This is a genomic window from Neisseria sp. HMSC058F07 (genome assembly GCF_001810035.1).
GTDB lineage: Bacteria > Pseudomonadota > Gammaproteobacteria > Burkholderiales > Neisseriaceae > Neisseria > Neisseria perflava.
Map to the genome: position 1 here is coordinate 314,890 of NZ_KV799663.1, position 22,046 is coordinate 336,935.

The 22,046-nt window shown below is 51.8% G+C and carries 19 protein-coding genes, 3 tRNA genes and 1 pseudogene; 14 read left to right on the forward strand and 9 right to left on the reverse strand.

Annotation, left to right across the window (positions count from 1 at the left end):
- Positions 1-5: 5 nt before the first annotated feature.
- Together HMPREF2696_RS01770 and HMPREF2696_RS01775 are read left to right on the forward strand one after the other, a co-directional pair.
- The gene (locus tag HMPREF2696_RS01770; RefSeq protein WP_256388729.1) at positions 6-890 is read left to right on the forward strand and encodes a lipid A biosynthesis lauroyl acyltransferase; all 885 of its coding nucleotides are present in this window, start codon (positions 6-8) and stop codon (positions 888-890) included.
- A 770-nt stretch (positions 891-1,660) separates the two neighbouring features.
- Complete coding sequence (locus HMPREF2696_RS01775; RefSeq protein ID WP_070587578.1) at positions 1,661-2,455, forward strand: 3'-5' exonuclease; 795 nt, start codon at positions 1,661-1,663, stop codon at positions 2,453-2,455.
- A gap of 89 nt (positions 2,456-2,544) precedes the next feature.
- Here the strand turns inward: HMPREF2696_RS01775 and prmC are convergent, their stop codons facing one another.
- The 9 genes from prmC to HMPREF2696_RS01820 all read right to left on the reverse strand — a co-directional run bounded on the left by prmC (position 2,545) and on the right by HMPREF2696_RS01820 (position 9,511).
- Complete coding sequence (prmC, locus tag HMPREF2696_RS01780) at positions 2,545-3,357, reverse strand: peptide chain release factor N(5)-glutamine methyltransferase (RefSeq protein ID WP_070587580.1); 813 nt, start codon at positions 3,355-3,357, stop codon at positions 2,545-2,547.
- Positions 3,347-3,808, reverse strand: coding sequence for a hypothetical protein (locus tag HMPREF2696_RS01785; RefSeq protein ID WP_070587583.1), 462 nt, complete (start codon positions 3,806-3,808; stop codon positions 3,347-3,349). The genes prmC and HMPREF2696_RS01785 overlap by 11 nt, the downstream gene beginning before the upstream one ends.
- A 53-nt stretch (positions 3,809-3,861) precedes the next feature.
- Entirely contained in the window at positions 3,862-5,304 is a 1,443-nt protein-coding gene (gene tldD / locus HMPREF2696_RS01790; protein ID WP_070587584.1) for a metalloprotease TldD, read from the reverse strand.
- Positions 5,305-5,863: 559 nt separating this feature from the next.
- Positions 5,864-6,706 (reverse strand): hypothetical protein, encoded by an 843-nt coding sequence (locus HMPREF2696_RS01795; protein WP_004520957.1) that lies wholly within the window; start codon positions 6,704-6,706, stop codon positions 5,864-5,866.
- Between the two features lie 15 nt (positions 6,707-6,721).
- Positions 6,722-8,482: a bifunctional biotin--[acetyl-CoA-carboxylase] ligase/type III pantothenate kinase gene (locus HMPREF2696_RS01800; protein WP_004520956.1), complete on the reverse strand. Its 1,761-nt coding sequence runs from the start codon at positions 8,480-8,482 to the stop codon at positions 6,722-6,724.
- Positions 8,479-8,982 carry an adenylyltransferase/cytidyltransferase family protein gene (locus HMPREF2696_RS01805; RefSeq protein ID WP_004520955.1) on the reverse strand — a complete coding sequence of 168 codons (504 nt, stop codon included), beginning with the start codon at positions 8,980-8,982 and terminating at the stop codon, positions 8,479-8,481. The genes HMPREF2696_RS01800 and HMPREF2696_RS01805 overlap by 4 nt, the downstream gene beginning before the upstream one ends.
- A 262-nt stretch (positions 8,983-9,244) precedes the next feature.
- Positions 9,245-9,320 (reverse strand) — tRNA-His (locus HMPREF2696_RS01810).
- 9 nt (positions 9,321-9,329) lie between these two features.
- Positions 9,330-9,406 (reverse strand) — tRNA-Arg (locus tag HMPREF2696_RS01815).
- 27 nt (positions 9,407-9,433) lie between these two features.
- Positions 9,434-9,511: transfer RNA gene (locus HMPREF2696_RS01820), tRNA-Pro, on the reverse strand.
- Positions 9,512-9,712: 201 nt separating this feature from the next.
- On the opposite strand from HMPREF2696_RS01820, the gene folD reads away from it, so the two are divergent.
- The 12 genes and pseudogenes from folD to aroG all read left to right on the forward strand — a co-directional run bounded on the left by folD (position 9,713) and on the right by aroG (position 21,969).
- Positions 9,713-10,564: a bifunctional methylenetetrahydrofolate dehydrogenase/methenyltetrahydrofolate cyclohydrolase FolD gene (gene folD, locus HMPREF2696_RS01825; RefSeq protein WP_049336906.1), complete on the forward strand. Its 852-nt coding sequence runs from the start codon at positions 9,713-9,715 to the stop codon at positions 10,562-10,564.
- An 84-nt stretch (positions 10,565-10,648) separates the two neighbouring features.
- Entirely contained in the window at positions 10,649-11,722 is a 1,074-nt protein-coding gene (locus HMPREF2696_RS01830; protein WP_039862536.1) for an AI-2E family transporter, read from the forward strand.
- Between the two features lie 129 nt (positions 11,723-11,851).
- Positions 11,852-13,093: an aromatic amino acid transporter gene (locus HMPREF2696_RS01835; protein WP_004520950.1), complete on the forward strand. Its 1,242-nt coding sequence runs from the start codon at positions 11,852-11,854 to the stop codon at positions 13,091-13,093.
- A 94-nt stretch (positions 13,094-13,187) separates the two neighbouring features.
- On the forward strand, positions 13,188-13,640 hold the full coding sequence (locus HMPREF2696_RS01840; RefSeq protein ID WP_049336905.1) for a DUF7832 domain-containing protein: 453 nt from the start codon (positions 13,188-13,190) through the stop codon (positions 13,638-13,640).
- A gap of 11 nt (positions 13,641-13,651) precedes the next feature.
- Complete coding sequence (gene gmhB / locus HMPREF2696_RS01845; protein ID WP_039862535.1) at positions 13,652-14,230, forward strand: D-glycero-beta-D-manno-heptose 1,7-bisphosphate 7-phosphatase; 579 nt, start codon at positions 13,652-13,654, stop codon at positions 14,228-14,230.
- Between the two features lie 71 nt (positions 14,231-14,301).
- A complete protein-coding gene (locus tag HMPREF2696_RS01850; protein ID WP_004520947.1) occupies positions 14,302-15,033 on the forward strand; it encodes a lysophospholipid acyltransferase family protein in 732 nt (243 codons plus the stop codon).
- A gap of 38 nt (positions 15,034-15,071) precedes the next feature.
- Positions 15,072-15,794 (forward strand): M48 family metallopeptidase, encoded by a 723-nt coding sequence (locus HMPREF2696_RS01855; protein WP_004520946.1) that lies wholly within the window; start codon positions 15,072-15,074, stop codon positions 15,792-15,794.
- Positions 15,795-15,966: 172 nt separating this feature from the next.
- Positions 15,967-16,338: a hypothetical protein gene (locus HMPREF2696_RS01860; protein ID WP_004520945.1), complete on the forward strand. Its 372-nt coding sequence runs from the start codon at positions 15,967-15,969 to the stop codon at positions 16,336-16,338.
- A gap of 156 nt (positions 16,339-16,494) precedes the next feature.
- Positions 16,495-17,969 (forward strand): annotated as a pseudogene (locus HMPREF2696_RS01865) (surface lipoprotein assembly modifier).
- Between the two features lie 289 nt (positions 17,970-18,258).
- Complete coding sequence (locus tag HMPREF2696_RS01870; RefSeq protein WP_192830390.1) at positions 18,259-19,755, forward strand: subtype B tannase; 1,497 nt, start codon at positions 18,259-18,261, stop codon at positions 19,753-19,755.
- Positions 19,756-19,970: 215 nt separating this feature from the next.
- On the forward strand, positions 19,971-20,648 hold the full coding sequence (locus HMPREF2696_RS01875; protein ID WP_004520941.1) for a TIGR02117 family protein: 678 nt from the start codon (positions 19,971-19,973) through the stop codon (positions 20,646-20,648).
- Positions 20,649-20,925: 277 nt separating this feature from the next.
- Positions 20,926-21,969 (forward strand): 3-deoxy-7-phosphoheptulonate synthase AroG, encoded by a 1,044-nt coding sequence (aroG, locus tag HMPREF2696_RS01880; RefSeq protein WP_070587588.1) that lies wholly within the window; start codon positions 20,926-20,928, stop codon positions 21,967-21,969.
- Positions 21,970-22,046 lie beyond the last annotated feature (77 nt).

The following is a 22,046-nucleotide window of genomic DNA, read 5'->3' on the forward strand; positions in this document are numbered from 1 at the left end:
CCCACATACAGCGAGCCTGCATGAAAGCCGCCTTCCTTTTTCTCTACCTCATCCGCCTGCTGCCTTTTTGCGTGTTGCACAAAATTGCCGACGCGATCGGTATTCTCGCCTATTACGCAGTCAAACCGCGCCGCAAAGTCGGCGAGGTCAACCTCAGAAAATGCTTTCCCGAGCTGAACGACAGCCAGCGCACCGCCCTGCTCAAACGCCATTTCCAACACATGGCCAAGCTGATGCTCGAATACGGCCTCTATTGGTATGCGCCTGCGGACAAACTGCGCTCGTTGGTGCGCTATCAAGACAAACACCATCTTGACGAAGCCCTCGCCGCCGGCGAAAAAGTCATCATCCTCTATCCGCACTTTACCGCATTTGAAATGGCGGTTTACACGCTCAATCAGGATGTGCCGCTGACCAGCATGTATTCGCACCAAAAAAACAAAGCCCTGGACGAGCAAATCCTGAAAGGCCGTCACCGCTACAACAATGTTTTCCTGATCGGCCGCACAGAAGGCCTGCGCGCCATCATCAAGCACCTGCGCAAAAGCAATGCGCCCTTTCTTTATCTGCCCGACCAAGACTTTGGCCGCAACGATTCCATTTTCGTCAATTTCTTCAGCATTCAGACGGCCACGATTACCGGTCTCAGCCGTATCGCCGGCATGACCAAAGCCAAAATCATTCCCGCCATCCCCACGCGCGAAGCCGACAATACCGTAACCCTGCGCTTCTATCCGGCTTGGGACAATTTCCCGACCGAAAATGTCGAAGCCGACACCCAGCGCATGAACGACTTCATCGAAGAGCGGGTACGCGAGCATCCCGAACAATATTTCTGGCTGCACAAACGCTTCAAAACCCGTCCCGAAGGCGAAAGCAGCTTTTACTGACTACATAAAATTACAATTTAAGCATGAAAAAGCGGTAAAACCTTTCTTTTGCCGCTTTTTCATTTTAGTTGTATCAAACTCAAGCTCAGCTTCAATTTCAAACAATCAAATCAAATTCCACTTTAAATGCTTTAAAAACAACTTTTTTCAAGGCAATTGAAACTTTCAAACAACCTTATATTTTTTCTCAAATAAAAAACGCCCCAGCCAATACCCTTTTCATTTATATGTTAAATTTAATTTCATTTAAAAACAAAATGTTATAAAATAACCTTTAAAATAAAACAAATTTTAATCATTCGAAATATGAAATTAAATTAAATTTAAAGCAAGAAATACAAAATAAACATCTAATTTTAAATTAATTATGAAATTTAATTGCAAAATTATGACAATAACCGCAATTTACCCTGAACCAAACCTTCAGAAAAAAACACTTGGCAAACTGTAAAATTTCGCGTAAATTTCACTACATCAAATTACAAGACATTCAGACGGCCTCAGCCGGTTTTAAATGTTTTTGTAAGCAGTTTTCTGATATTGCAAGCAATTGCAGTATTTTTAGAGGATTTCGGCGCAATACCCGAAATGAAAGTTTACCGGTGCAGAGTTGAGCTGCATCTGTAAAGCCGCAGGTGAAAGCCTGTATTGTTTGTGAAGCGTAAATCTCTGATTTGAGGTATTGGGGCAATCCTGTGGGGGATTGCCTCTTTTTTTATCTGAGCCGTCATGCCACAATGGCATCATTCCTTATCCAACCCGAACACGCCATGACCCCGATACTCGCCTTCGACATCGAAACCATACCCGACGTAAACGGCATCCGCCTGCTTTACGATTTGCCTGCCGATTTGCCCGACAACGAAGTCGTCCTGTTTGCCCAACAGCAACGCCGCGCCAAAACCGGCAGCGACTTTATGCAACACCATCTGCACCAAGTCGTCGCCATCTCCTGCTGTATGCGCTGGGGGCAGGACAAAATCCGCGTCAGCACCATCGGCGATCCCGAAGACAGCGAAGAAGTCATGATTGCCAAATTCTTCGAGGTTATCGAAAACTATACGCCGCAACTCGTCAGCTGGAACGGCGGCGGTTTCGACCTGCCCGTCCTCCACTACCGCGCCCTGATACACGGCATCAGTGCCGCCCGCTACTGGGACATGGGCGACGGCGACTTTGGCGACAGCCGCGACTTTAAGTGGAACAACTACATCAGCCGCTACCACACCCGCCATTGCGACCTAATGGATTTGCTCGCCCTCTACCAACCGCGTGCCAGCGTGCCTTTGGACGATATGGCCAAACTCTGCGGTTTCCCCGGCAAATTGGGCATGGACGGCAGCAAGGTTTGGGACGCTTATCACGCAGGCCGTCTGAGAGACATCCGCGACTATTGCGAAACCGATGCCGCCAATACCTACCTGATGTACATGCGCTTTCGCATGATGAGCGGCGCGCTCGATGCCGACGAATACGAAGTCGAAATCAAACGCATCAAACACTATCTGGCCGCACAAGCCGAAGAAAAACAACACTGGGCGGAGTTCGTCGCTGCTTGGCGTTAAACCAGGCTGTCTGAACAGCTAAACCAAAAAAAAAAACCAAAAGGGCGTGATCGACACGCCCTTTTTTATATTCCGACTAACCATGCCCGCTAAGCAGGCAAACGCCCCAGCGTGACTCTGTCCAATCCTGCCAAATCCTGTTCGGTTGCCACTTCGGCAAACCCGTTCTCCAGCATAATGTTCCGCACCGCTTCGCCCTGGTCATAGCCGTGTTCAAACAGCAGCCAGCCGTTGGCTTTCAGGTATTTAGGGGCTTCTTGGGTAATGTGGCGGATATGGCTGAGGCCGTCTGAAAAGTCGGTCAGCGCGTTTTGCGGTTCAAACCTCAAATCGCCTTGCGACAAATGCACATCGCCGTCCTCAATGTACGGCGGATTGGAAACAATCACATCGTATTGGCCTTCAGACGGCCTGTCGGTATCAAACCACGAACCCTGCGCAAATTCGACTTTTGTACCCAATTTGGCCGCATTTTGACGGGCGGTATCCAAAGCACCGACGCTGATGTCGGATGCGCGAACATCGGCATCAACGCGTTCAAGCGCGACGGTTACGGCAATGACGCCGCTGCCCGTTCCCAAATCCCACACGTGGCCTTGCGGCGGCAAGCGTTTGAGCACGGCTTCCACCAAATGCTCGGTTTCAGGGCGTGGAATCAGCACATGGGGATTGACGGCAAAGTGTCGTCCGTAGAACTCGCGTTCTCCCAACAGATAGGCCATCGGCTCGCCTTTCAGACGGCGTTGAGCCAAAGCCTCCAAGGTTTGCAGGGCAGAGTCTGCCAAATCGTCCGTACCGCGCGTCACCAGCTGCGCGCGCGTATAACCCAGCGCATATTGCAACAACATCCGCGCTTCATTTTTGGGCAGTGCCGATTGGCGCAACCATTCATCAAGCGTCATTTTTCGTCCCATCTGCCAGCGTTGTGGCTTTTCTTTCCTTACTCTTTCCGGCAAACGTGCCGATGGTGGCAACCGCAAATGCGGCATACCACAAATAAAATCCCGCGCCGTAGCGTACGATATCCGATGTATTCCCTGCTTCATCAACGTGTACGGCTTTCACACTGAAAGCCACCAGCGCCAAGCTCCAAAGCGCCGCATGGACAGGCACGACCTTCTTCCGCAACGCCAGCAACACAATGGCCGCCAACCAAACATAATTCGCATAGGCCGCACAATACCTGATATCCAAAGAAGTAAATATCGACCCCAAAATCAAAACGGTCAAACCCTTCATGCTTTCATGATTGCCCAAATAAAATGCAACATTGGACAAAGATGCTATCCACAGGGCAACCGACACCAGCAACATCACTATGGGAAAACTTGATTTCCGATTCTGTTCCTGCATAGTTTTATCCTAATGCAAAAGGCCGTCTGAAAACTTTTCAGACGGCCTGCCGTTTAAATTTCGCTACCGCCCACGGTCAGTCCGGCATCAATCCTCAGGGTCGGTTGTCCGACGCCGACAGGCACGCTCTGCCCTTCTTTGCCGCAGACGCCGATACCGCTGTCGAGCGCGGAGTCGTTACCTATCATGGAAACGTGTTTCAGCACTTCGGGGCCGTTGCCGATGATGGTCGCGCCTTTGACAGGATATTGCAGTTTGCCGCCTTCCACCCACCACGCTTCGGATGCGCTGAACACGAACTTGCCGCTGGTAATGTCCACTTGTCCGCCGCCAAAGTTGACGGCGTAAATGCCCTTGTCGATGGACGCGATGATTTCTTCCGGCTCATAGCCGCCGTTTTCCATAAAGGTATTGGTCATGCGCGGCATAGGAGCGGAAGCGTAACTTTCGCGGCGGCCGTTGCCGGTCGATTGCATACCCATCAGGCGGGCGTTGGTTTCGTCCTGCATATAGCCGACCAAAATACCGTCTTCAATCAATACAGTACGGCGGGTTTCGTTGCCTTCGTCGTCGATATTGAGCGAGCCGCGTCTGTCGGCAATATCGCCTTGATCCACAACGGTAACGCCTTTGGCAGCCACGCGCTCGCCGATTCGGCCGGAGAAAACGCTGGTTTCTTTACGGTTGAAATCGCCTTCCAAACCATGTCCAACCGCTTCGTGCAACAACACGCCCGGCCAGCCGTTGCCCAAAACAACGGTCATCTCGCCGGCAGGCGCAGGACGGGATTCAAGATTGGTCAGGGCTTGTTTGACGGCGGAATCGACAAACCGATGCACCAAGTTTTCATCGAAATACGCCAAATCATAACGCCCGCCACCGCCTGCGCTGCCCTGCTCGCGACGCTCGCCCTGCTTGGCAATGACGGTTACGTTCATGCGCACCATCGGACGGATATCGGCAGCGTGTTTGCCGTCCAGACGGGCGATGTACACCATGTCGTATTCGCAGGTCAAACCGGCCATCACTTGCACGATACGCGGATCGGCGGCTTTGGCCAGCGTTTCAACTTTGTTCAACAGCGCGACTTTGGCAGCAGAATCAAGACTGGCAATAGGGTCAATCGCCATATGGACAGGCTTGCCGTAGGCAGGTGTCGGCACTTTGACGCTGGCTTCGCCGCCAGCCGCACCAATCACGCGCACGGCTTTGGCAGAGCGGTTGATCGAATCGATACACAGGCTGTCGGCGTAGGCAAAAGCAGTCTTATCGCCCGAAACGGCACGCACGCCCACACCCTGATCGATTTGGAAGCTGCCCGATTTGACGATGCCTTCTTCCAAATGCCAACTTTCATAGGCAGTACGCTGGCAATAGATGTCGGCATAATCGACATGGTTGGCGCCGATAATACTCAGGCTTTGGGCGAGCAAATCGGGGGAAAGGTGGTTGGCTTCGAGCAAATCTCGCTGTACCGCGGCGTAGGTTTGTTGCATAATTTTTCAGACGGCCCGACGAGCAGGCAAAGTTAATTTGGCCTTGATTATACGGTATTTTATATGGCTTTGGATATGTTGATTGCTTGGATTTATGAGTGATTGAAACAAATCAAAAGGCCGTCTGAAATATAGGGTTGAAATGTTTGCCTTACCCTATTTCAACCGGCCTGTTCGTTTGACGTTCAGACGGCCTTTTCAATCACGGCAAAGCCAATGCCACAATTTAATTTCCATACAAAACAAAGCATTACAACAAAAACCATTATTTTTTCAATTTTGCTATTGATAATAGTTATTATTAGCGTATAATCAAAACCACTCGGAAGACGTCCTAATCCGAGCCATTAAACGACAGATTTTATCCCCCTCTTTCCCATTATCTCTTGATACTCGGAGTGCGCATATACGAAACATACCTGTTCCCCTTTATATCAGATACTCAAAACCGAAAAACATGAAACCCACTGCCGATACAGTGGGTTTCGTGTTTTTTGGCGTTCGGTTTATCAGGCTTGGCCGGCTGCTTATCAGGCCGTCTGAAACCGAATAGGCCTGATTATCGGCAGGTTTTCATGTTCAACTTGCCATAACGGCCGACAATGTTTCTGATGTCTTGGGCATCGCGCTCGTCGACCGCCATAAAGACCACGGTCATGCGTGCTACGCTCAAACCGGTATCGGGTGCGCTTCTGTCTTCCTGTTCGACAATGCGCGCACCGCCAAAACCTGCGCTGGACAAGCGTGAAATCAAAACTTGGGCGGAAGAGCGGCTGCGTGTTACGTCAATGCTGATTTCGCCGTTGTGAATACTGCCGCTAAAGCCGCGGCTGCCCAAGGCATCAAGCTGGGCGGAAGTGTCGCCGTCGGCAGGCAAGACCACGCGGAAGGTTTTGGAAGAAGTTTCGCCACCGGATGCGCCGTTACGTTTTTCGATACTGCGGCTGGCCGCATGAGGCCATTTGCCCAACAAGCCTTTGATGCGGTGGTAATCGTCTTCATCCATCACTACGGTGGCGCTGCTGGTACACAAGCGTTCCACGCCGGCCGCGTCCATCTCTTCTTCGGCTGCGCGACGCTCTTGCGCTTCTTTCTCGCGGCGCATTTTTTCTTTTTTCTCTTTCAACTGCTGCGCTTCTTGCTTTTTACGCAAGGCTTCTGCTTCTTCGGATTCAGGTTCTGCCATAATCAGGCCGTCTGATTCATCCGCCACCCAATCGGGTTGCGATGCCTGCTGAGGCTCGGCTTTGGGCGCGTCCAAAGAAGACGGGCGCAATAATTCGTGCGTGCCGCCTTCCAAGGCAGATTCGGGTTTCGCGGTTTTATGTTGTGTCCGATAGGCAACCATGCTGCCAAAAACAATGATGTTGAGTGCGACCAAGACCGCAAACAGCCATTTCATGATGCGTTTTCCTTTTTATTGTCCGTTGCGATGGGCAATCCAATGCAAGAGCCCGTGAATCACGAGATTATCGACGATTTTCACTTGATTGTCATGAACGAATGACTCCGGCAGCGCCTGCACGACTCTGGCCGCGCCGCCGCCCGTGATAATAATATCGACCGGTTTGCCTTCGCCCGTTTTGTCTTTCAGACGGCCATGCATCATCATCAACGCGCCGCAAACGGCATCCATCATGCCGCTGGCAATGGCGTTCGGCGTTGTGGTTGGGAACGGATATACCTTGCCGATGGGGCGGTTGAGGTTGGCGGTCTTGAGCGCCATCGCCTCTTTCATCAAGTGGAAACCGGGCATGATGGTGCCGCCGAGATAATGATTGTCTTCCGTCAGCGCGTCGGTGGTTACGGCGGTGCCGCAGCTGACGACGACGCAGGCATTTTGCGTAAAGCGACGGCTGCCCAGCGCATTAAACCAACGGTCGGAGCCATGTTCTTCAGGACGGCGGTAATGGTTGCGGATACCCAAAGCCTGCGGCATGGAAGACAGCCATTCGACCGGACGGGTTAATTGTTCTTCCACCATCGCTTTTTTTACCGAACCGCACACGGCGCAACCGACAATCTTCACATCATCATCGGCAAATTGCAGCCATTCTTCGCCCAGCTGGGTCAAATCACGATACGGCGCGCGGCCGACTTCGGAAAATGTGCCGTTCTCTACCCACGCCCATTTCAACTGACTGTTGCCGCCGTCCAGCAGCAAAAAGCGTTCCGGCTTAGTCGCGGCAGGTTGCGCCGGACGATTATCCGGACGCAAGCTGATCTCGCCGCTGACAATGGTTTTCTCGCCATTGTCGGTCAACAAACGCAACGCGCCTTGCGCATCCACGCCTTTGACTACGCCTTCATGAACAATGCGCCCTTCTTGAAGCAGCAAGACCGGCCTGCCTGTGTCGCGGTTGGCGGCATCGTATTCGCCGACACATGACGCGAATCCGTTTTGCGCGTATTCGTTCAACAGCGCATCGAGTTGCGCCAATACCGCATTCAATAAGGTTTTGACGCTTACGCCCTGCTTAGAGGCCGTCTGAAACAATGCCTGTATGGAAGTGGCGTTTTCAACTTCTTTCGGCAATACAAAATTGATACCGATGCCGATGACGGCGACAGTCCTATTCTCTACCCGCGCCGTTTCAATCAAAATACCGGCCAATTTATCGTTGGCCACGACCAAATCGTTCGGCCACTTGATATTTACGTCCAAACCGATATCGGCAAGCGCGCGTCGGCAAGCCAATGCCGCCACCAACGCCAGCGAACCCAGCTCATACTGCGGCTTGTCAAACGCCCAGCCCAAGCTGAACATCAGACATTCACCCTGTCGGTTGACCCAGCTTCGCCCTTGCCGTCCGCGTCCTTTGGTTTGGAAATGCGCCACGCACAAGGCCTTATGCGCCAAATCTGCCGACTGGCGCGCCAATGCCATGATTTCATCATTGCTGGACGAACATTCGTGTTTCAACTGCGCACGAAAACCCTGTTTTCCGGCCATTTGTTGCAGAGATTCTTCGGCAAACACAGCCAAAGGGCGCACCAAACGCCATTGCCCGTCGTGCTGGCGCAGCAAACCGCGGATATGGCCCGGCATCTGCTGCCAGAATCCGTTTAATTGTTGCGGCTTCATACCGACCACGCGCGCCAACTGAGAAACGTGTTGCGGCAGGCCGTCTGAAAGTGCGGCGAGCAAGGCCCAATGGCGGCTGTTCAAATCCGTCATTCGCCTCCTCCGGCTTCGCGAATTTTCGCCAACGTTTTGGTGGTCGAAGTCTGGTGTAAAAACGGAATCGAAAATACTTTGCCGCCACGCGCAAACGTCTCAGCCGCACCGACAATCTTATCCACAGGCCAGTCGCCGCCTTTAATCAATACATCAGGTTTGACCATTTCAATCAACGCAGCCGGCGTATCGTCATCAAACCATGTGACCAAATCCACGCTCGCCAATGCCGCTGCCACTGCCGCGCGGTTTTCCAAAGGATTAATCGGACGATCGTCCCCTTTGCCCTGACGGCGCACCGAAGCATCGGTATTCAATGCCAACACCAAAGCCGCACCGGCCGATCGCGCCTGCGCCAGATACGTTACATGGCCCCTATGGAGAATATCGAAACAGCCGTTGGTAAACACCAGCGGACGGGGCAATGCCGCCAAACGCTCCGCCAGCTTTTCGGGCGGACAGATTTTGGATTCAAATTCTGGAGCTGGCCATTCGGACATGATGCGGTTCCTTTGGGAATGAAACAGAAAATAATCGGGGTATTATAAAGGATAACGGCGAAACGCCATAAAAAGATACCGAACGGTACAATATTCGGGCTTGACTGCGTATTCATTGATATTTGATAACACAGCAAATGCTATTTTTGCCGATGCCATGATGAAACGGTTTGATAAATACTTTTTTGAAACCCAATTAAATCTGAAGTAAAATTCGGGTATAAATGGAAAAAAGCCTGCATACAATATGCAGGCTTTCATCTGGGGTGGCTGATGGGGCTCGAACCCACGACAACTGGAATCACAATCCAGGGCTCTACCAACTGAGCTACAGCCACCGTAAAAATTGGCACGCCCGACAGGAATCGAACCTGTAACCCCCGACTTAGAAGGTCGGTGCTCTATCCGGTTGAGCTACGGGCGCTCATGCCGATTCGTGCTAAGAATTTTGTGGTCGGGGCGGTGGGATTCGAACTCACGACCCTCTGCTCCCAAAGCAGATGCGCTAACCGGGCTGCGCTACGCCCCGACTGAAGACCTGAACTATACAGACCCTTTTTAACCCGGTCAACATCTACTTTGCTTTATTTTTTCATTTTTTGATTATCTTATTATTTTTAATCGTTATTTATTTTTATGTTTCACAATCAGGGCTACTCTTTTGTGTCAGGCCGTCTGAAAAATGCGATAATTTAAACGCAATATTTATCCCTATTGAGGAGGAAAAATCATGGCTGCACAACTTATAGACGGAAAAAAAATCTCCCAGCAACGCATCGAGGCGGTCGCACAGGCGGTAAAAGCGCGTCAGGAAAAAGGTTTGCACACGCCTTGCTTGGCGGTGGTATTGGTTGGCGACGACCCTGCTAGCGCGGTTTATGTACGCAATAAAAAACTGGCCTGCCAAAAAAGCGGCATCGAATCGCGCTCTTATGAGCTGCCGTCTGAAACCACGCAAGACGATTTGCTGAAACTGGTGGACGAATTGAACGGCGACCCTGCCGTCGACGGTATTTTGGTGCAACTGCCGCTGCCGGCACACATCGACAGCCAAGCGGTTTTGGAGCGTATCGAGCCGCATAAAGATGTGGACGGCTTCCACCCTTACAACGTCGGCCGCCTGGTCGTCAAAATGCCGCTGATGCGCCCTTGCACACCCAAAGGTGTGATGACTTTGTTGGAAGCCTACGGCATCGACCCGAAAGGCAAAAAAGCGGTCGTCGTCGGCGCGTCCAATATTGTCGGCCGCCCACAGGCGTTGGAATTGCTGCTGTCCCGCGCGACGGTAACCATTTGCCACAGCGCCACGCAAAACCTTGCCGATGAAGTTGCCGCCGCAGATATTTTGGTGGTCGGCGTAGGCATTCCGAATTTCGTTAAAGGCGAATGGGTCAAACCCGGCGCAGTCGTTATCGATGTGGGCATCAACCGCTTGGACGACGGCAGCCTGTGCGGCGACGTGGAGTTTGATGTCGCTAAAGAACGCGCATCCATGATTACGCCTGTTCCCGGCGGCGTCGGCCCGATGACGATTGCCACTTTGTTGGAAAACACGGTACACGCGGCCTCATTACACGACTAATCACTGTCATTAAGTTAGGCCGTCTGAACATGATTTTTCAGACGGCCTGACCTGTTTTTTTGCTTTTTACCTTATTGGCTTCACATGTCCTTACTCTCTTCCCACGCCGACAACCCGACTTTCCGCAACGCTTCCTATATCCTGATGGGCTTGGCCTTGCTGATTGTCTTGCACTACCATTTTCTGCCGCTGCTGCTGTCGGTTATCCTGACCTATATCTTTATTACGCGCACCAACGGCGTCATCCTCAAACTCCGCCGCCGTGTTTTACCGCGCAACACGCGGCTGCATAAGTCGCTCAATGCGCACAATATCAACCTAATTTCCACCACGCTGACGCTGGCCATCGTATTCAGCATCATTGCGATGATGTCTTTGGGCATTTACCACCTGATACATGGCGGCCACGTCGGCTTTATGCTGGCCAAGCTGGCGGCGATTTTGGAAGACACCAAAAACAGCCAAGACCTGCCTGCTGCCATTCTCAATATGCTGCCCAACAATATGGCCGAAATCAAAGCCTCGGCAATCAAGCTGATTGAAGAATACCGCGCCGCGCTGACCCGTATCAGTAAAAACAGCATCACGTCCTTCGTGTACATCCTCATCGGCATCATCATCGGCGCCATGCTCAGTTTCCACCGCCTGGAAATGCGCAAAAACCGCCATAAAATGCCGCTGTTTAAAGCCGAATTGATGCGGCGCATCGTCAATTTTGAAACCAGCTTTGAGCGCGTGTTCCTCGCCCAAGTCAAAATCTCGCTGATCGACACCTTCCTGACCGGCCTGTACCTTTACTTGGTTTTGCCGCTGTTCGGCGTTGACCTGCCGTTTAAAATGACCGTCCTGATCATCGCCTTTATCGTCGGCCTGATTCCGGTGGCAGGCAACCTGATTTCCAACACCATCATTATTATTTTGAGCCTCGGCGCATCGCTTTACGTCGCACTCGCATCGCTGGTTTTCCTCGTTGTCATCCACAAGCTCGAATATTTCCTCAACGCCAAAATCATCGGCTCGGAAATCGAATCCAGCGCATGGGAATTGCTGGTGGCGATGGTCGTCTTTGAACGCATTTTCGGCATCGGCGGCATCATCGTCGCGCCGGTTTATTACGCGTATCTGAAAAACGAATTGAAACTGCGAAAATTGATTTAATCAGTTGCGTTTATACACATCAAAGGCCGTCTGAAAACGACAATCGGGTTTTCAGACGGCCTTTGCTTTACCTTTTCTTACACTTTACGGCATAATGGCAGCCACGCATTTCTAGAAGAAAGATAAACAATGTCAACCAAAACCCCATCCCTATTCGGCGGAGCGATGATTATCGCCGGTACGGTTATCGGCGCAGGCATGCTTGCCAACCCGACCGCCACCTCCGGCGTATGGTTTACCGGCTCGCTGGCCGTGTTGCTGTACACCTGGTTTTCCATGCTCTCCAGCGGCCTGATGATTTTGGAAGTCAACACCCATTATCCGCACGGCGCCAGCTTCGACACTATGGTTAAAGACCTGCTCGGCCCGGCTTGGAACGTCATCAACGGCGTTGCCGTCGCTTTCGTTTTATACCTGCTCACCTACGCCTACATCTTCGTCGGCGGCGACCTGACCGCCAAAGGCATCGGCAGCGCGGTAGGCGGCGAAATTTCGCTCACCATCGGCCAACTCGTCTTTTTCGGCATTCTCGCCTTTTGCGTTTGGGCATCCGCACGCTTGGTTGACCGCTTCACCAGCATCCTCATCGGCGGCATGGTATTGACCTTTATTTGGGCAACCGGCGGCCTGATTGCCGATGCCAAAATGCCTGTCCTGTTTGACACCCAAGCCCCTGCCGGCACCAGCTACTGGATTTATGTCGCTACCGCCCTGCCCGTTTGCCTTGCCTCATTCGGTTTCCACGGTAACGTCTCCAGCCTGCTCAAATACTTTAAAGGCGACGCGCCCAAAGTGGCCAAATCCCTATGGGTAGGAACGCTGATTGCGCTTGTGATTTACATCCTCTGGCAAATCGCCATCCAAGGCAACCTGCCGCGTAACGAGTTCGCACCGGTTATCGCCGCAGAAGGACAAGTTTCCGTCCTGATCGAAACGCTGTCCAAGTTCGCCCAAACCGGCAATATGGACAAAGTGTTGACCCTGTTCTCCTACATGGCGATCGCAACCTCCTTCCTCGGCGTAACGCTCGGCCTGTTCGACTACATTGCCGACATCTTCAAATGGAACGACAGCATCTCCGGCCGCACCAAAACCGCCGCACTGACCTTCCTGCCGCCTTTGATTTCCTGCCTGCTCTTCCCTACCGGCTTCGTTACCGCCATCGGCTACGTCGGCCTGGCCGCCACCATCTGGACCGGCATCATCCCCGCCATGCTGCTCTACCGCTCGCGCCATAAATTCGGTGCCGGCAAAAACTACAAAGTTTACGGCGGATTCTGGCTGATGGTTTGGGTCTTCCTCTTCGGCATCATCAACATTGCCGCCCAAATATTGAGCCAAATGGAGCTTGTTCCCGTATTTAAAGGTTAAATTCCCTTAAGGCCGTCTGAAACACCCTCTTTCAGACGGCCTAATTCATTATTTTCCGCTACAATATCCCCTTTCCCCCCAACGAACACCGTCCATGTACGACAATATCCGTTTCCATCTCGACGAAGACTATCCCGACCAGCTCCCGCCCGAAAACGCCGCCACCCACATCGGCATGTACTGGCAGTGGGCGGCGCAGGCAGGCCTCGTCAACCCCGTCTGGCAAACCGCCCCCGAAACCGCAGCCGACTTCGCCGCCATGACCTCGGGCAAAATCAGCGGACGGCACTTCCTGCTCAAACACATGGACGGCGCATTGACAGCGGACGACTTTACCGAACTCGGCCAACGGTTTACCGAGTTCTACTACACCGACGAAGAAGACGGCTACGGCGCATTTATGGAAGACTACGTCCTCGCCCTCGACACGCCCTCGCTCGGCGGCTTCTACCACGTCAAAAACACCCCGGAAACCTTCGCCAAACTGACACCCGTTTTTCAGACGGCCTTTGAAAAATGGAAAAGCAGTTTGAAAGCAGAAAAATAAGAGCCCAAACCATGAAACTCATCATCCTCGACCGCGACGGCGTCATCAACCAAGACCGCGACGATTTCGTCAAATCCGTTGACGAATGGATTCCCATCGAAGGCAGCATGGATGCCATCGCCTTCTTAACGCAGGCAGGCTACACCATCGCCGTGGCCACCAACCAATCCGGTATCGGCCGCAAATACTTTACCGTGCAAGACCTGACCGAAATGCACGCAAAAATGCACCGCCTTGCCGTTCAAGCAGGCGGCACCATCGACGGCATTTGGTTTTGCCCGCACACTGCCGCCGACAACTGCGAATGCCGCAAACCCAAGCCCGGCATGATTATCGACATCATCGAACGCTTCAAGGCCAATGCCGCCGAAACCTGGCTGGTCGGAGACAGCCTGCGCGACCTGCAAGCCATTGATGCCGCAGGCGGCAAATCCGCGCTCGTCCTGACCGGCAAAGGCAAAAAAACGCTGGCCAAACACGAGCAAGACCTGCCCGAACACACCCAAGTCTTCGACAACCTGCTGGCTTTTTCGCAATACATCATGCGTGAAAACACACAAATCGAAGAAGCCGCGCAAGCTATCCTATAAACGACAAGGCCGTCTGAAACCAGCCGACAACGGCGTTCAGACGGCCTTCAAACGACAGACTTTTCCCCGATATGCTGATTATCCGCAACCTGATTTACTGGTTCATCCTTTCCTCTAGCATTATTTTACTGTTCCCCTTTATGCTGCTTGCCCTGCCCTTCCAAGGCGGTGCACACAAAATGGCGCAAGTTTGGGTGCGCATCCTCAACTGGTCACTCAAGCACATCATCGGTTTGAACTACACCTTAAGCGGCGCGGAAAACATTCCCGACCACCCTGCCATTATTTGCGCCAAACACCAAAGCGGCTGGGAAACCCTCGCCCTGCAAGAGATTTTTCCGCCGCAAGTCTATGTTGCCAAACGCGAACTCTTCAAAATCCCTTTCTTCGGCTGGGGCTTGAAGCTGGTCAAAACCATCGGCATCGACCGCAGCAACAGCCGCGAAGCCAACAAACAACTCTTAGAACAAGGCCTTGCGCGTAAAAACGAAGGCTATTGGATTACCATTTTCCCCGAAGGCACACGCCTGCCGCCCGGCGAAAAAGGCCGCTATAAGCTCGGCGGCGCGCGCATGGCAAAAATGTTTGAGATGGACATCGTCCCCGTCGCGCTCAACAGCGGCGAGTTTTGGCCGCGCAATTCCTTCCTCAAATACCCCGGCACGGTCAGCGTCATCATCGGCAAACCCATTGCCCACAACAACGGCAATGAAGCCGAACTCATGGCTCAATGCGAGCAATGGATCGAAAGCCAACAGCCCCTGATTACCGGACAAGGCCCGTTCGCGCCCAAAACCAAATAAATCATTCCATCGGGTGGGCCGCTATACCCGCCCTTTCCATGCCGTCCAATATTTTTCTCAACATCATGCCCCACCTCCATACCCATACCCTTTCAGACGGCCTCACCATTCATATCCAGCTCAAACGCAGTGCCAAGAAAAACCTCATCTTGCGCCCCGTTTCCGCCGATACCGTCAGCATCAATATCCCTCCGTTTGTTACCCAGCGCACCTTTACCCAATGGCTGAACGACAACGAAGCCATCCTGCGCCGTACCCTAAACAAAACACCGGCTCGGCAAACACCTACAGACACGCTTCCCGAATGGATTTGGTATCAAGGCGTTCAGACGGCCTTGTCCGTCCACGCAGCAAACCACATCCAAATCAGGCCGTCTGAAATTCTGTTGCCCGAAAAAGAAACCGCCGCCCAACTTACCCATTTGCGCCGCTTCCTGCACGAGCGTGCGCACGAATATCTGCTACCGCGCCTCGAAGGCCATATCCGAACCACCCACCTGACCCCGAGCGCCATTTCCCTTTCCAACGCCAAAACCTTCTGGGGCGTTTGCCGCCACACCACCGGCATCCGCCTCAACTGGCGGCTCATCGGCACGCCCGAATATGTCGCCGACTACGTCTGCCTGCACGAACTCTCCCACCTGCGCCATCCCAACCACAGCCCTGCATTTTGGGCTCTAACCCACTCGCTCACGCCGCATGTCGACCAAGCCGAACAATGGCTGAAGGCGCACGGCGGCGAATTATTCCACCTCGGCTAAGTCTTTCCAGCAGCATTTTTCTGCAAGCAAACACCAGCCCAAAGCAAAGAATCAACGTCCTCCAAACAAATCATGTAGCCGCGCGTAAAATCAGGTTTATCCGCTTGCCGCCCCCTCAGGCATGCCGATAAGATGATTTCGTTCTCAAAACCCTTTTCAGAAAGGAAAACCGATGACCAAAGCAAAATCGTTACTGGCCACCGGCATTTTGGCTCTTTTCTCCGCCACGGCATTCGCCTCCCCACTGCCTTCCGAAATCTACCGTCCGGATGGCGCGCACACCATCAAAGCCGATCATCAAGGCGACGGCGAATTTGAATACGAAGCCGAACTTTCCGGCCAACGCAATTCCATTCCTTCCTTGGCCAAAAAAGTGATCGCCCACGCGCGCAGCAAAGGTTTCCATGTGGTTGAGTCTGAAATCAAACACGACGATGCCGATCTGAAATTCAAACGCGGCAAACAAGAGCTGGACGTTTCCATCGAAGACAAAGGCCAAGGCCGTATCGAATATAAAGCCGATTTAGATTTGGACAAAAACTAAATCCGACTCGCAAACAAAGGCCGTCTGAAATCCCATCGGTTTTCAGACGGCCTTTTGTCGTCTTTATCAGATAAAATGGCACTCGGTTTGCAAAATTTCCGACTCAAAACATTGTACAATCTGCCCACTTATACCGATAACATCCCCAACATTGCCATGAAAAAACGTCTGCTCCTCCTCGCCATCCTGCCCCTTTCCCTTTACGCCGCCGATGTGCCGCCCAACGTAAAACCCGAGCTTCAAGTCAACACTGCCGAACCCCAACAGCCCGAAGCGCACAATATCCCTGCCGAACAGACAAACAGGCCGTCTGAAAAAATCATCGACGTCGATGCCGACACCCTGCTTGCCAACACCGAATTACTGGCACGCGCCATGTATTCCGCCGTCGTCGCCCACAATATCCCGGCATCAAAGCCGTTTTGCCCATTTACGAACAATGGCCCGAACACGACCGTGCCATGGCACGCTATGCCAAAGGTTTGCTTGCCCAATCCGAAGGGCGCGCCGCCGAAGCCGTCGGCCATTACCGCCGCTTTATCGCCGAGCAGCCCGATGCCTCCGCCGTCCGCTGGCAGCTTGCAACCGCCTTGTTTGAAGACAAACAAAACGAAGCCGCGGCCGACCAGTTCGACAAACTGCAAACCGAATCCCTCCCGCCTGCCTTGCAAGAACGCATCGAAACCTACCGCAAAGCCCTGCGCGAACGCGACTTATGGCAATTCAACGCCGGCCTGAACATCACGCGCGAACAAAACATCAACCAAGCCCCCAGCCAACGCCGTCTGGGCAACCACCTGAGCGACGAACAATGCCGCGCCGTGCGCCTTGTCTATCCCGACGACGACTGCTTCCGAGGCTGGACCTTCCCCGAGCCCATCGATGCCACCGCCGTCCACTACCAAATCGGTGCAGAAAAAAAATGGTCGTTGCCACGTGGCTTCTATGCCACGGCAGGCGCAGACCATTACGGCAAAATCTATCCCAAACACACCAACTACAACGACCTCACCACACGCTTCTCGGCAGGCATCGGCTATGCCGACCAGCGCAGCGATATCGGCATTACCCTGTTCCACGAACGCCGCTTCTACGGCAACGACCCCTACACCTACACCAACGGCGCCCGCCTCCACTACAACCATTGGTGGCAACCCAAGCTGCAAACCCTCAGCGCATTTGAAGCAGGCCGTCTGAAAAACAGCCGCCGCGAGCATTCCGACAACACCAGCCAACTGCTCAGCAATTCCATCGTTTACTACCGCAACGCGCGCCAATACTGGGTAGCCGGTATCGACCTCTACCGCGAACGCAACCGCGACGACAAAAGCGACAGCTTCAACCGCTACGCCCTGCGCACCACATGGGGACAAGAATGGCCCAAAGGCCTCTCCACCGTCCTACGCCTCAGCACCGCCCAACGCCGTTACCAAGCCCCCGGCTTCTTCAGCAACGAACAAAACCGCCGCGACAAAGAAGCCTCTGCCTCCCTGAGCGTATGGCACCGCGCCCTCCATTTCAAAGGCATCACCCCGCGCCTGACCATTGCCCATAACAAAACATGGAGCAACGACAAGTTCTACGAATACGGCAAAACCAAAATGTTTGTCGAATTGAGCAAAACGTTCTGACAAGTAGAACCAATCTGTGGATAAAGCAAAAATGCCTGTCCTGCATACTGATTTACAAGACAGATTCAAACTTTTACAGATACCGGATAAATAGATCTTTTAAGGCATAATGTCTTATTAAATTCATATTTATCAAATAGATGAGATTTAAGCCCATATTACTTTACAACGTAACGTACAACACTACATAACGCTACAAAAAAATCAGGCCGTCTAAAACCCGACTTGGCGTTTCAGACGGCCTTGGTATTCGTTATCATATCCGCTTACCTCTTCAGAAAGTATGATAATGAACACCCTAAACAAAACCCTCTTATCCGTTTCTGTCGCGCTGGGATTGAGCGCCTGCGCTTCCGTCAAAACCGCAGACACCTACGACCTAGACTTCTCCAAACAAAAATACACCGAACAAAGCATCGAAGTGAACGGTCAGGCGGTCAAATTCCGCGCTTACGAAGGCGTGGTTTACGTCCGCAATCCTGTCGATACCCGTTACGAAATCATCAATATTTATGTACCCGAAGCCTATTACAACGGCGGCGAGATAGACGGTTTCAATGCCGAAACCGCACCGATTTTCCTGCCCAACCAAATCGGCGGCTATATGCCTGCCGAACCGGGCAAACCCGCTTTAGAAGGCAAACGCGGCGAGCCTGAAGACGGCCAAAAATTGCCCAACGCCGCCCTGGTTGCCCTCTCCAAAGGCTACGTCGTCGCATCCCCTGGCGCACGCGGCCGAACAGAACCCACCGGCAAAGCACCTGCCGCCATTGTCGATTTGAAAGCCGCCGTCCGTTACCTGAAAGCCAACAACAAAGTCATGCCCGGCGATGCCGAAAAAATCATTTCCAACGGCACAAGCGCAGGCGGAGCGATGTCCGCCCTCTTAGGCGCAACAGCCGACCAAAAAGATTACGAAAACCACCTCAAAGCCTTAGGCGCGGCAGACGGCAGCGACAAAGTTTTCGCCGTATCCGCATACTGCCCGATTACCGATTTGGACCATGCCGATATGGCTTACGAATGGCAGTTCAACGGTATCAATGACTACAGAAAAATGAACATTTCCATGCTCGACTACCGCGTCAAACGCGAGCTGGTCGCAGGCACGCTGACCGATGACGAGAAAAAACTGTCCGACCTCCTCAAACCCCTATACCCCGCATACCTCAACAGCCTGAACCTGAAATCCCCCGAAGGCAAACCCCTGACACTGGACGCCCAAGGCAACGGCAGCTTTAAAAACCATATTGCCGGTTTACTTGCCAAATCCGCACAAGCCCAACTTGATGCAGGCAAAGACCTGAGCGACCGCACTTGGCTGACCATCCGCAAAGGCAAAGTTATCTCCGTCGATTTCGATGCTTACGCCAAAGCCGCCGGCCGCCAAAAAACACCGCCGGCCTTTGACGGCGTAGATTTAAGCACAGGCGAAAACCAACTCTTCGGCACCAATACCGTCGATAAACGCCACTTCACCGCGTTCTCCATGCAACACAACACCGCCTCCAACGCCGAAATCGCAGATGAAGAAACCATCAAAATCATGAACCCGCTCAACTACATCGGCAAACCGGGCGTGAACCTGCCGCAAAACTGGCGCATCCGCGTCGGCACCAACGACCGCGACACCTCACTGGCAGTCTCCGCCGTCTTAGCCGCCAAACTGCAAAACAACGGCCAAACCGTCGATTACGCCCTGCCTTGGGATGTCGGCCACGGCGGTGATTATGACTTAGACGACCTGTTTACCTGGATGAAGCAAGTCAGCAGCTCTACAAAATAATCGTTCGCAACATAGATTGAGATGAGATTTAGTATCCCGTTTTAATTAAAGAAAGGCCGTCTAAACTTTTTCAGACGGCCTTTCTTTTATTTAAATTAAACAACCATTTTTATCATTAATCGCAAGATACCTACCACCCACTCATTTCTAATGAAAAAAGTACAAATTTAATGGAAAATACACACCTTCAAACTTAATTGCCTTTAAAAAAACGAATGCGCTCCTTTCTCCACATCCTCAAGAAAATCGGCAAAATAGCGCTGATTATCCCTATTTTTGCCCTATTGTATTTTTTATCTGCTTGGATGATGGCTTCGTTGCCGCTTAATGAAGAGCAGCCTAAAGGGGAAATTACTTTATTTTTAGTCAGTAACGGTGTGCATACTGATGTAGTCATGCCGCTGAAGAATGATATTTTTGATTGGTCGGATGTCGTCAATCCAAAAGACACGCTCACTGCTGATCCTCAGATAACGCATATCGGTTTAGGCTGGGGGGAGCGCAATTTTTATTTATACACGCCTGAGTGGAAAGATTTGACTTTCTCCAATGCTTTAGGTGCATTAAGCGGGCTGAACCGTACGCTGATTCATGTTACTTATTATCCTTTTGAACCACGAGAAAATAGCCACGTCGTCAAATTTTTGGTCACGGCTGAGCAATACAGGAATTTAACAAAATCGCTCTTGGCCGGTTTTCAACAAGAAAATGGGCAACCCATCTTGCTAAAAGGAATCCATCATCAGTCTAACGATGCTTTTTACGAAGCCAAAGGACGCTATCATTTATTCAATACTTGTAACACTTGGTTGAATGACAAATTGGTTGAAAGCGGCCTGAAAGGCGTGTATTGGACTCCTTTTTCTTCGCCCTTGCTGGAACAATACCGATAGTCTCCACGCTTCTCAATTTTTGGTCTATGTAAAACTTCAGGCCGTCTGAACTTTTTCAGACGGCCTGTATTTTGATAAAAGCTCAAAGCCCTTTATTATATAAATGAAATTTTTAATAGAATTAAATTCTAATTTATATAAATAAACTAATTTTAAATTCCATAAAATAATTAAAATAAAGAAATTTTAGAATAAAATTGCTAAAACAAAAAACTAAGCCTTGTTTAATTCTGCTAAAACCTGTAACCTGTATCAGAAATAAACAAGAGAGCCCATCATGTCCCAACATCACCCTACCGACGATATTAAAATCAAAGAAGTCAAAGAGTTACTCCCTCCAATTGCACATTTGTATGAGCTGCCTGTTACGCCTCAGGTTGCCAATTTGGTTTATAAAACACGTCATGAGATTTCAGATTTGGTTCACGGCCGCGACAACCGTTTGCTGGTTATCATCGGCCCATGCTCGATTCACGATACTAAGGCGGCGGTTGAATATGCGCAAAAATTGCTGCCCTTGCGCAAAAAATATGAGAAAGAGTTGCTGATTGTGATGCGCGTGTATTTTGAGAAACCGCGTACAACCGTTGGCTGGAAAGGCCTGATTAACGATCCGCACTTGGACGGTACGTTTGACATCAATTACGGCCTGCGCCAAGCGCGTCAGTTGTTGCTGACTTTGAACGAAATGGGCATGCCTGCTTCGACTGAATTCTTGGACATGATTACGCCGCAATACTATGCCGACCTGATTTCTTGGGGCGCGATTGGTGCACGCACGACTGAAAGCCAGGTACACCGCGAATTGGCCAGCGGCCTCTCCTGCCCTGTCGGTTTTAAAAACGGTACGGACGGCAATCTGAAAATCGCCATCGACGCCATCGGTGCCGCCAATCATCCGCACCACTTCCTGTCTGTAACCAAAGCTGGTCATTCCGCGATTGTCCACACCAGCGGCAATCCTGACTGCCATGCGATTTTGCGTGGCGGTAAAGAGCCTAATTACAGCGCGGAACACGTTAAAGACGCGGTTGCGCAGCTTCAAAAAGCCGGCGTGAGCAGCAAACTGATGGTGGACTGCAGCCATGCCAACAGCCGTAAAGACTTCCGCAAACAAATGGATGTAGCGCGCGATGTTGCGGAGCAGCTGAAAGCCGGTGAAGAAAACATCATGGGCGTGATGGTGGAAAGCCACTTGGTTGAAGGCCGCCAAGACAAGCCTGAAGTTTACGGTCAAAGTATTACGGATGCCTGCATCGGTTGGGATACGACTGAAGAATTGCTGGCCCTGCTTGCCGAAGCGAAAGGTTACAAAGCGTAAGTGTGAAACCATTTAAAAGACCGGATATGTTCCGGTCTTTTTTGCGTCTGTCATTTTGATTTCTTTGCTCAAGATCC

Bases quoted from the DNA above. Each gene is read 5' to 3' on its own strand.
- HMPREF2696_RS01775 (WP_070587578.1), top strand. From the start codon at position 1,661: ATGACCCCGATACTCGCCTTCGACATCGAAACCATACCCGACGTAAAC.
- prmC (WP_070587580.1), bottom strand. From the start codon at position 3,357: ATGACGCTTGATGAATGGTTGCGCCAATCGGCACTGCCCAAAAATGAA.
- HMPREF2696_RS01785 (WP_070587583.1), bottom strand. From the start codon at position 3,808: ATGCAGGAACAGAATCGGAAATCAAGTTTTCCCATAGTGATGTTGCTG.
- tldD (WP_070587584.1), bottom strand. From the start codon at position 5,304: ATGCAACAAACCTACGCCGCGGTACAGCGAGATTTGCTCGAAGCCAAC.
- HMPREF2696_RS01795 (WP_004520957.1), bottom strand. From the start codon at position 6,706: ATGAAATGGCTGTTTGCGGTCTTGGTCGCACTCAACATCATTGTTTTT.
- HMPREF2696_RS01800 (WP_004520956.1), bottom strand. From the start codon at position 8,482: ATGACGGATTTGAACAGCCGCCATTGGGCCTTGCTCGCCGCACTTTCA.
- HMPREF2696_RS01805 (WP_004520955.1), bottom strand. From the start codon at position 8,982: ATGTCCGAATGGCCAGCTCCAGAATTTGAATCCAAAATCTGTCCGCCC.
- folD (WP_049336906.1), top strand. From the start codon at position 9,713: ATGGCTGCACAACTTATAGACGGAAAAAAAATCTCCCAGCAACGCATC.
- HMPREF2696_RS01830 (WP_039862536.1), top strand. From the start codon at position 10,649: ATGTCCTTACTCTCTTCCCACGCCGACAACCCGACTTTCCGCAACGCT.
- HMPREF2696_RS01835 (WP_004520950.1), top strand. From the start codon at position 11,852: ATGTCAACCAAAACCCCATCCCTATTCGGCGGAGCGATGATTATCGCC.
- HMPREF2696_RS01840 (WP_049336905.1), top strand. From the start codon at position 13,188: ATGTACGACAATATCCGTTTCCATCTCGACGAAGACTATCCCGACCAG.
- gmhB (WP_039862535.1), top strand. From the start codon at position 13,652: ATGAAACTCATCATCCTCGACCGCGACGGCGTCATCAACCAAGACCGC.
- HMPREF2696_RS01850 (WP_004520947.1), top strand. From the start codon at position 14,302: ATGCTGATTATCCGCAACCTGATTTACTGGTTCATCCTTTCCTCTAGC.
- HMPREF2696_RS01855 (WP_004520946.1), top strand. From the start codon at position 15,072: ATGCCGTCCAATATTTTTCTCAACATCATGCCCCACCTCCATACCCAT.
- HMPREF2696_RS01860 (WP_004520945.1), top strand. From the start codon at position 15,967: ATGACCAAAGCAAAATCGTTACTGGCCACCGGCATTTTGGCTCTTTTC.
- HMPREF2696_RS01870 (WP_192830390.1), top strand. From the start codon at position 18,259: ATGAACACCCTAAACAAAACCCTCTTATCCGTTTCTGTCGCGCTGGGA.
- HMPREF2696_RS01875 (WP_004520941.1), top strand. From the start codon at position 19,971: ATGCGCTCCTTTCTCCACATCCTCAAGAAAATCGGCAAAATAGCGCTG.
- aroG (WP_070587588.1), top strand. From the start codon at position 20,926: ATGTCCCAACATCACCCTACCGACGATATTAAAATCAAAGAAGTCAAA.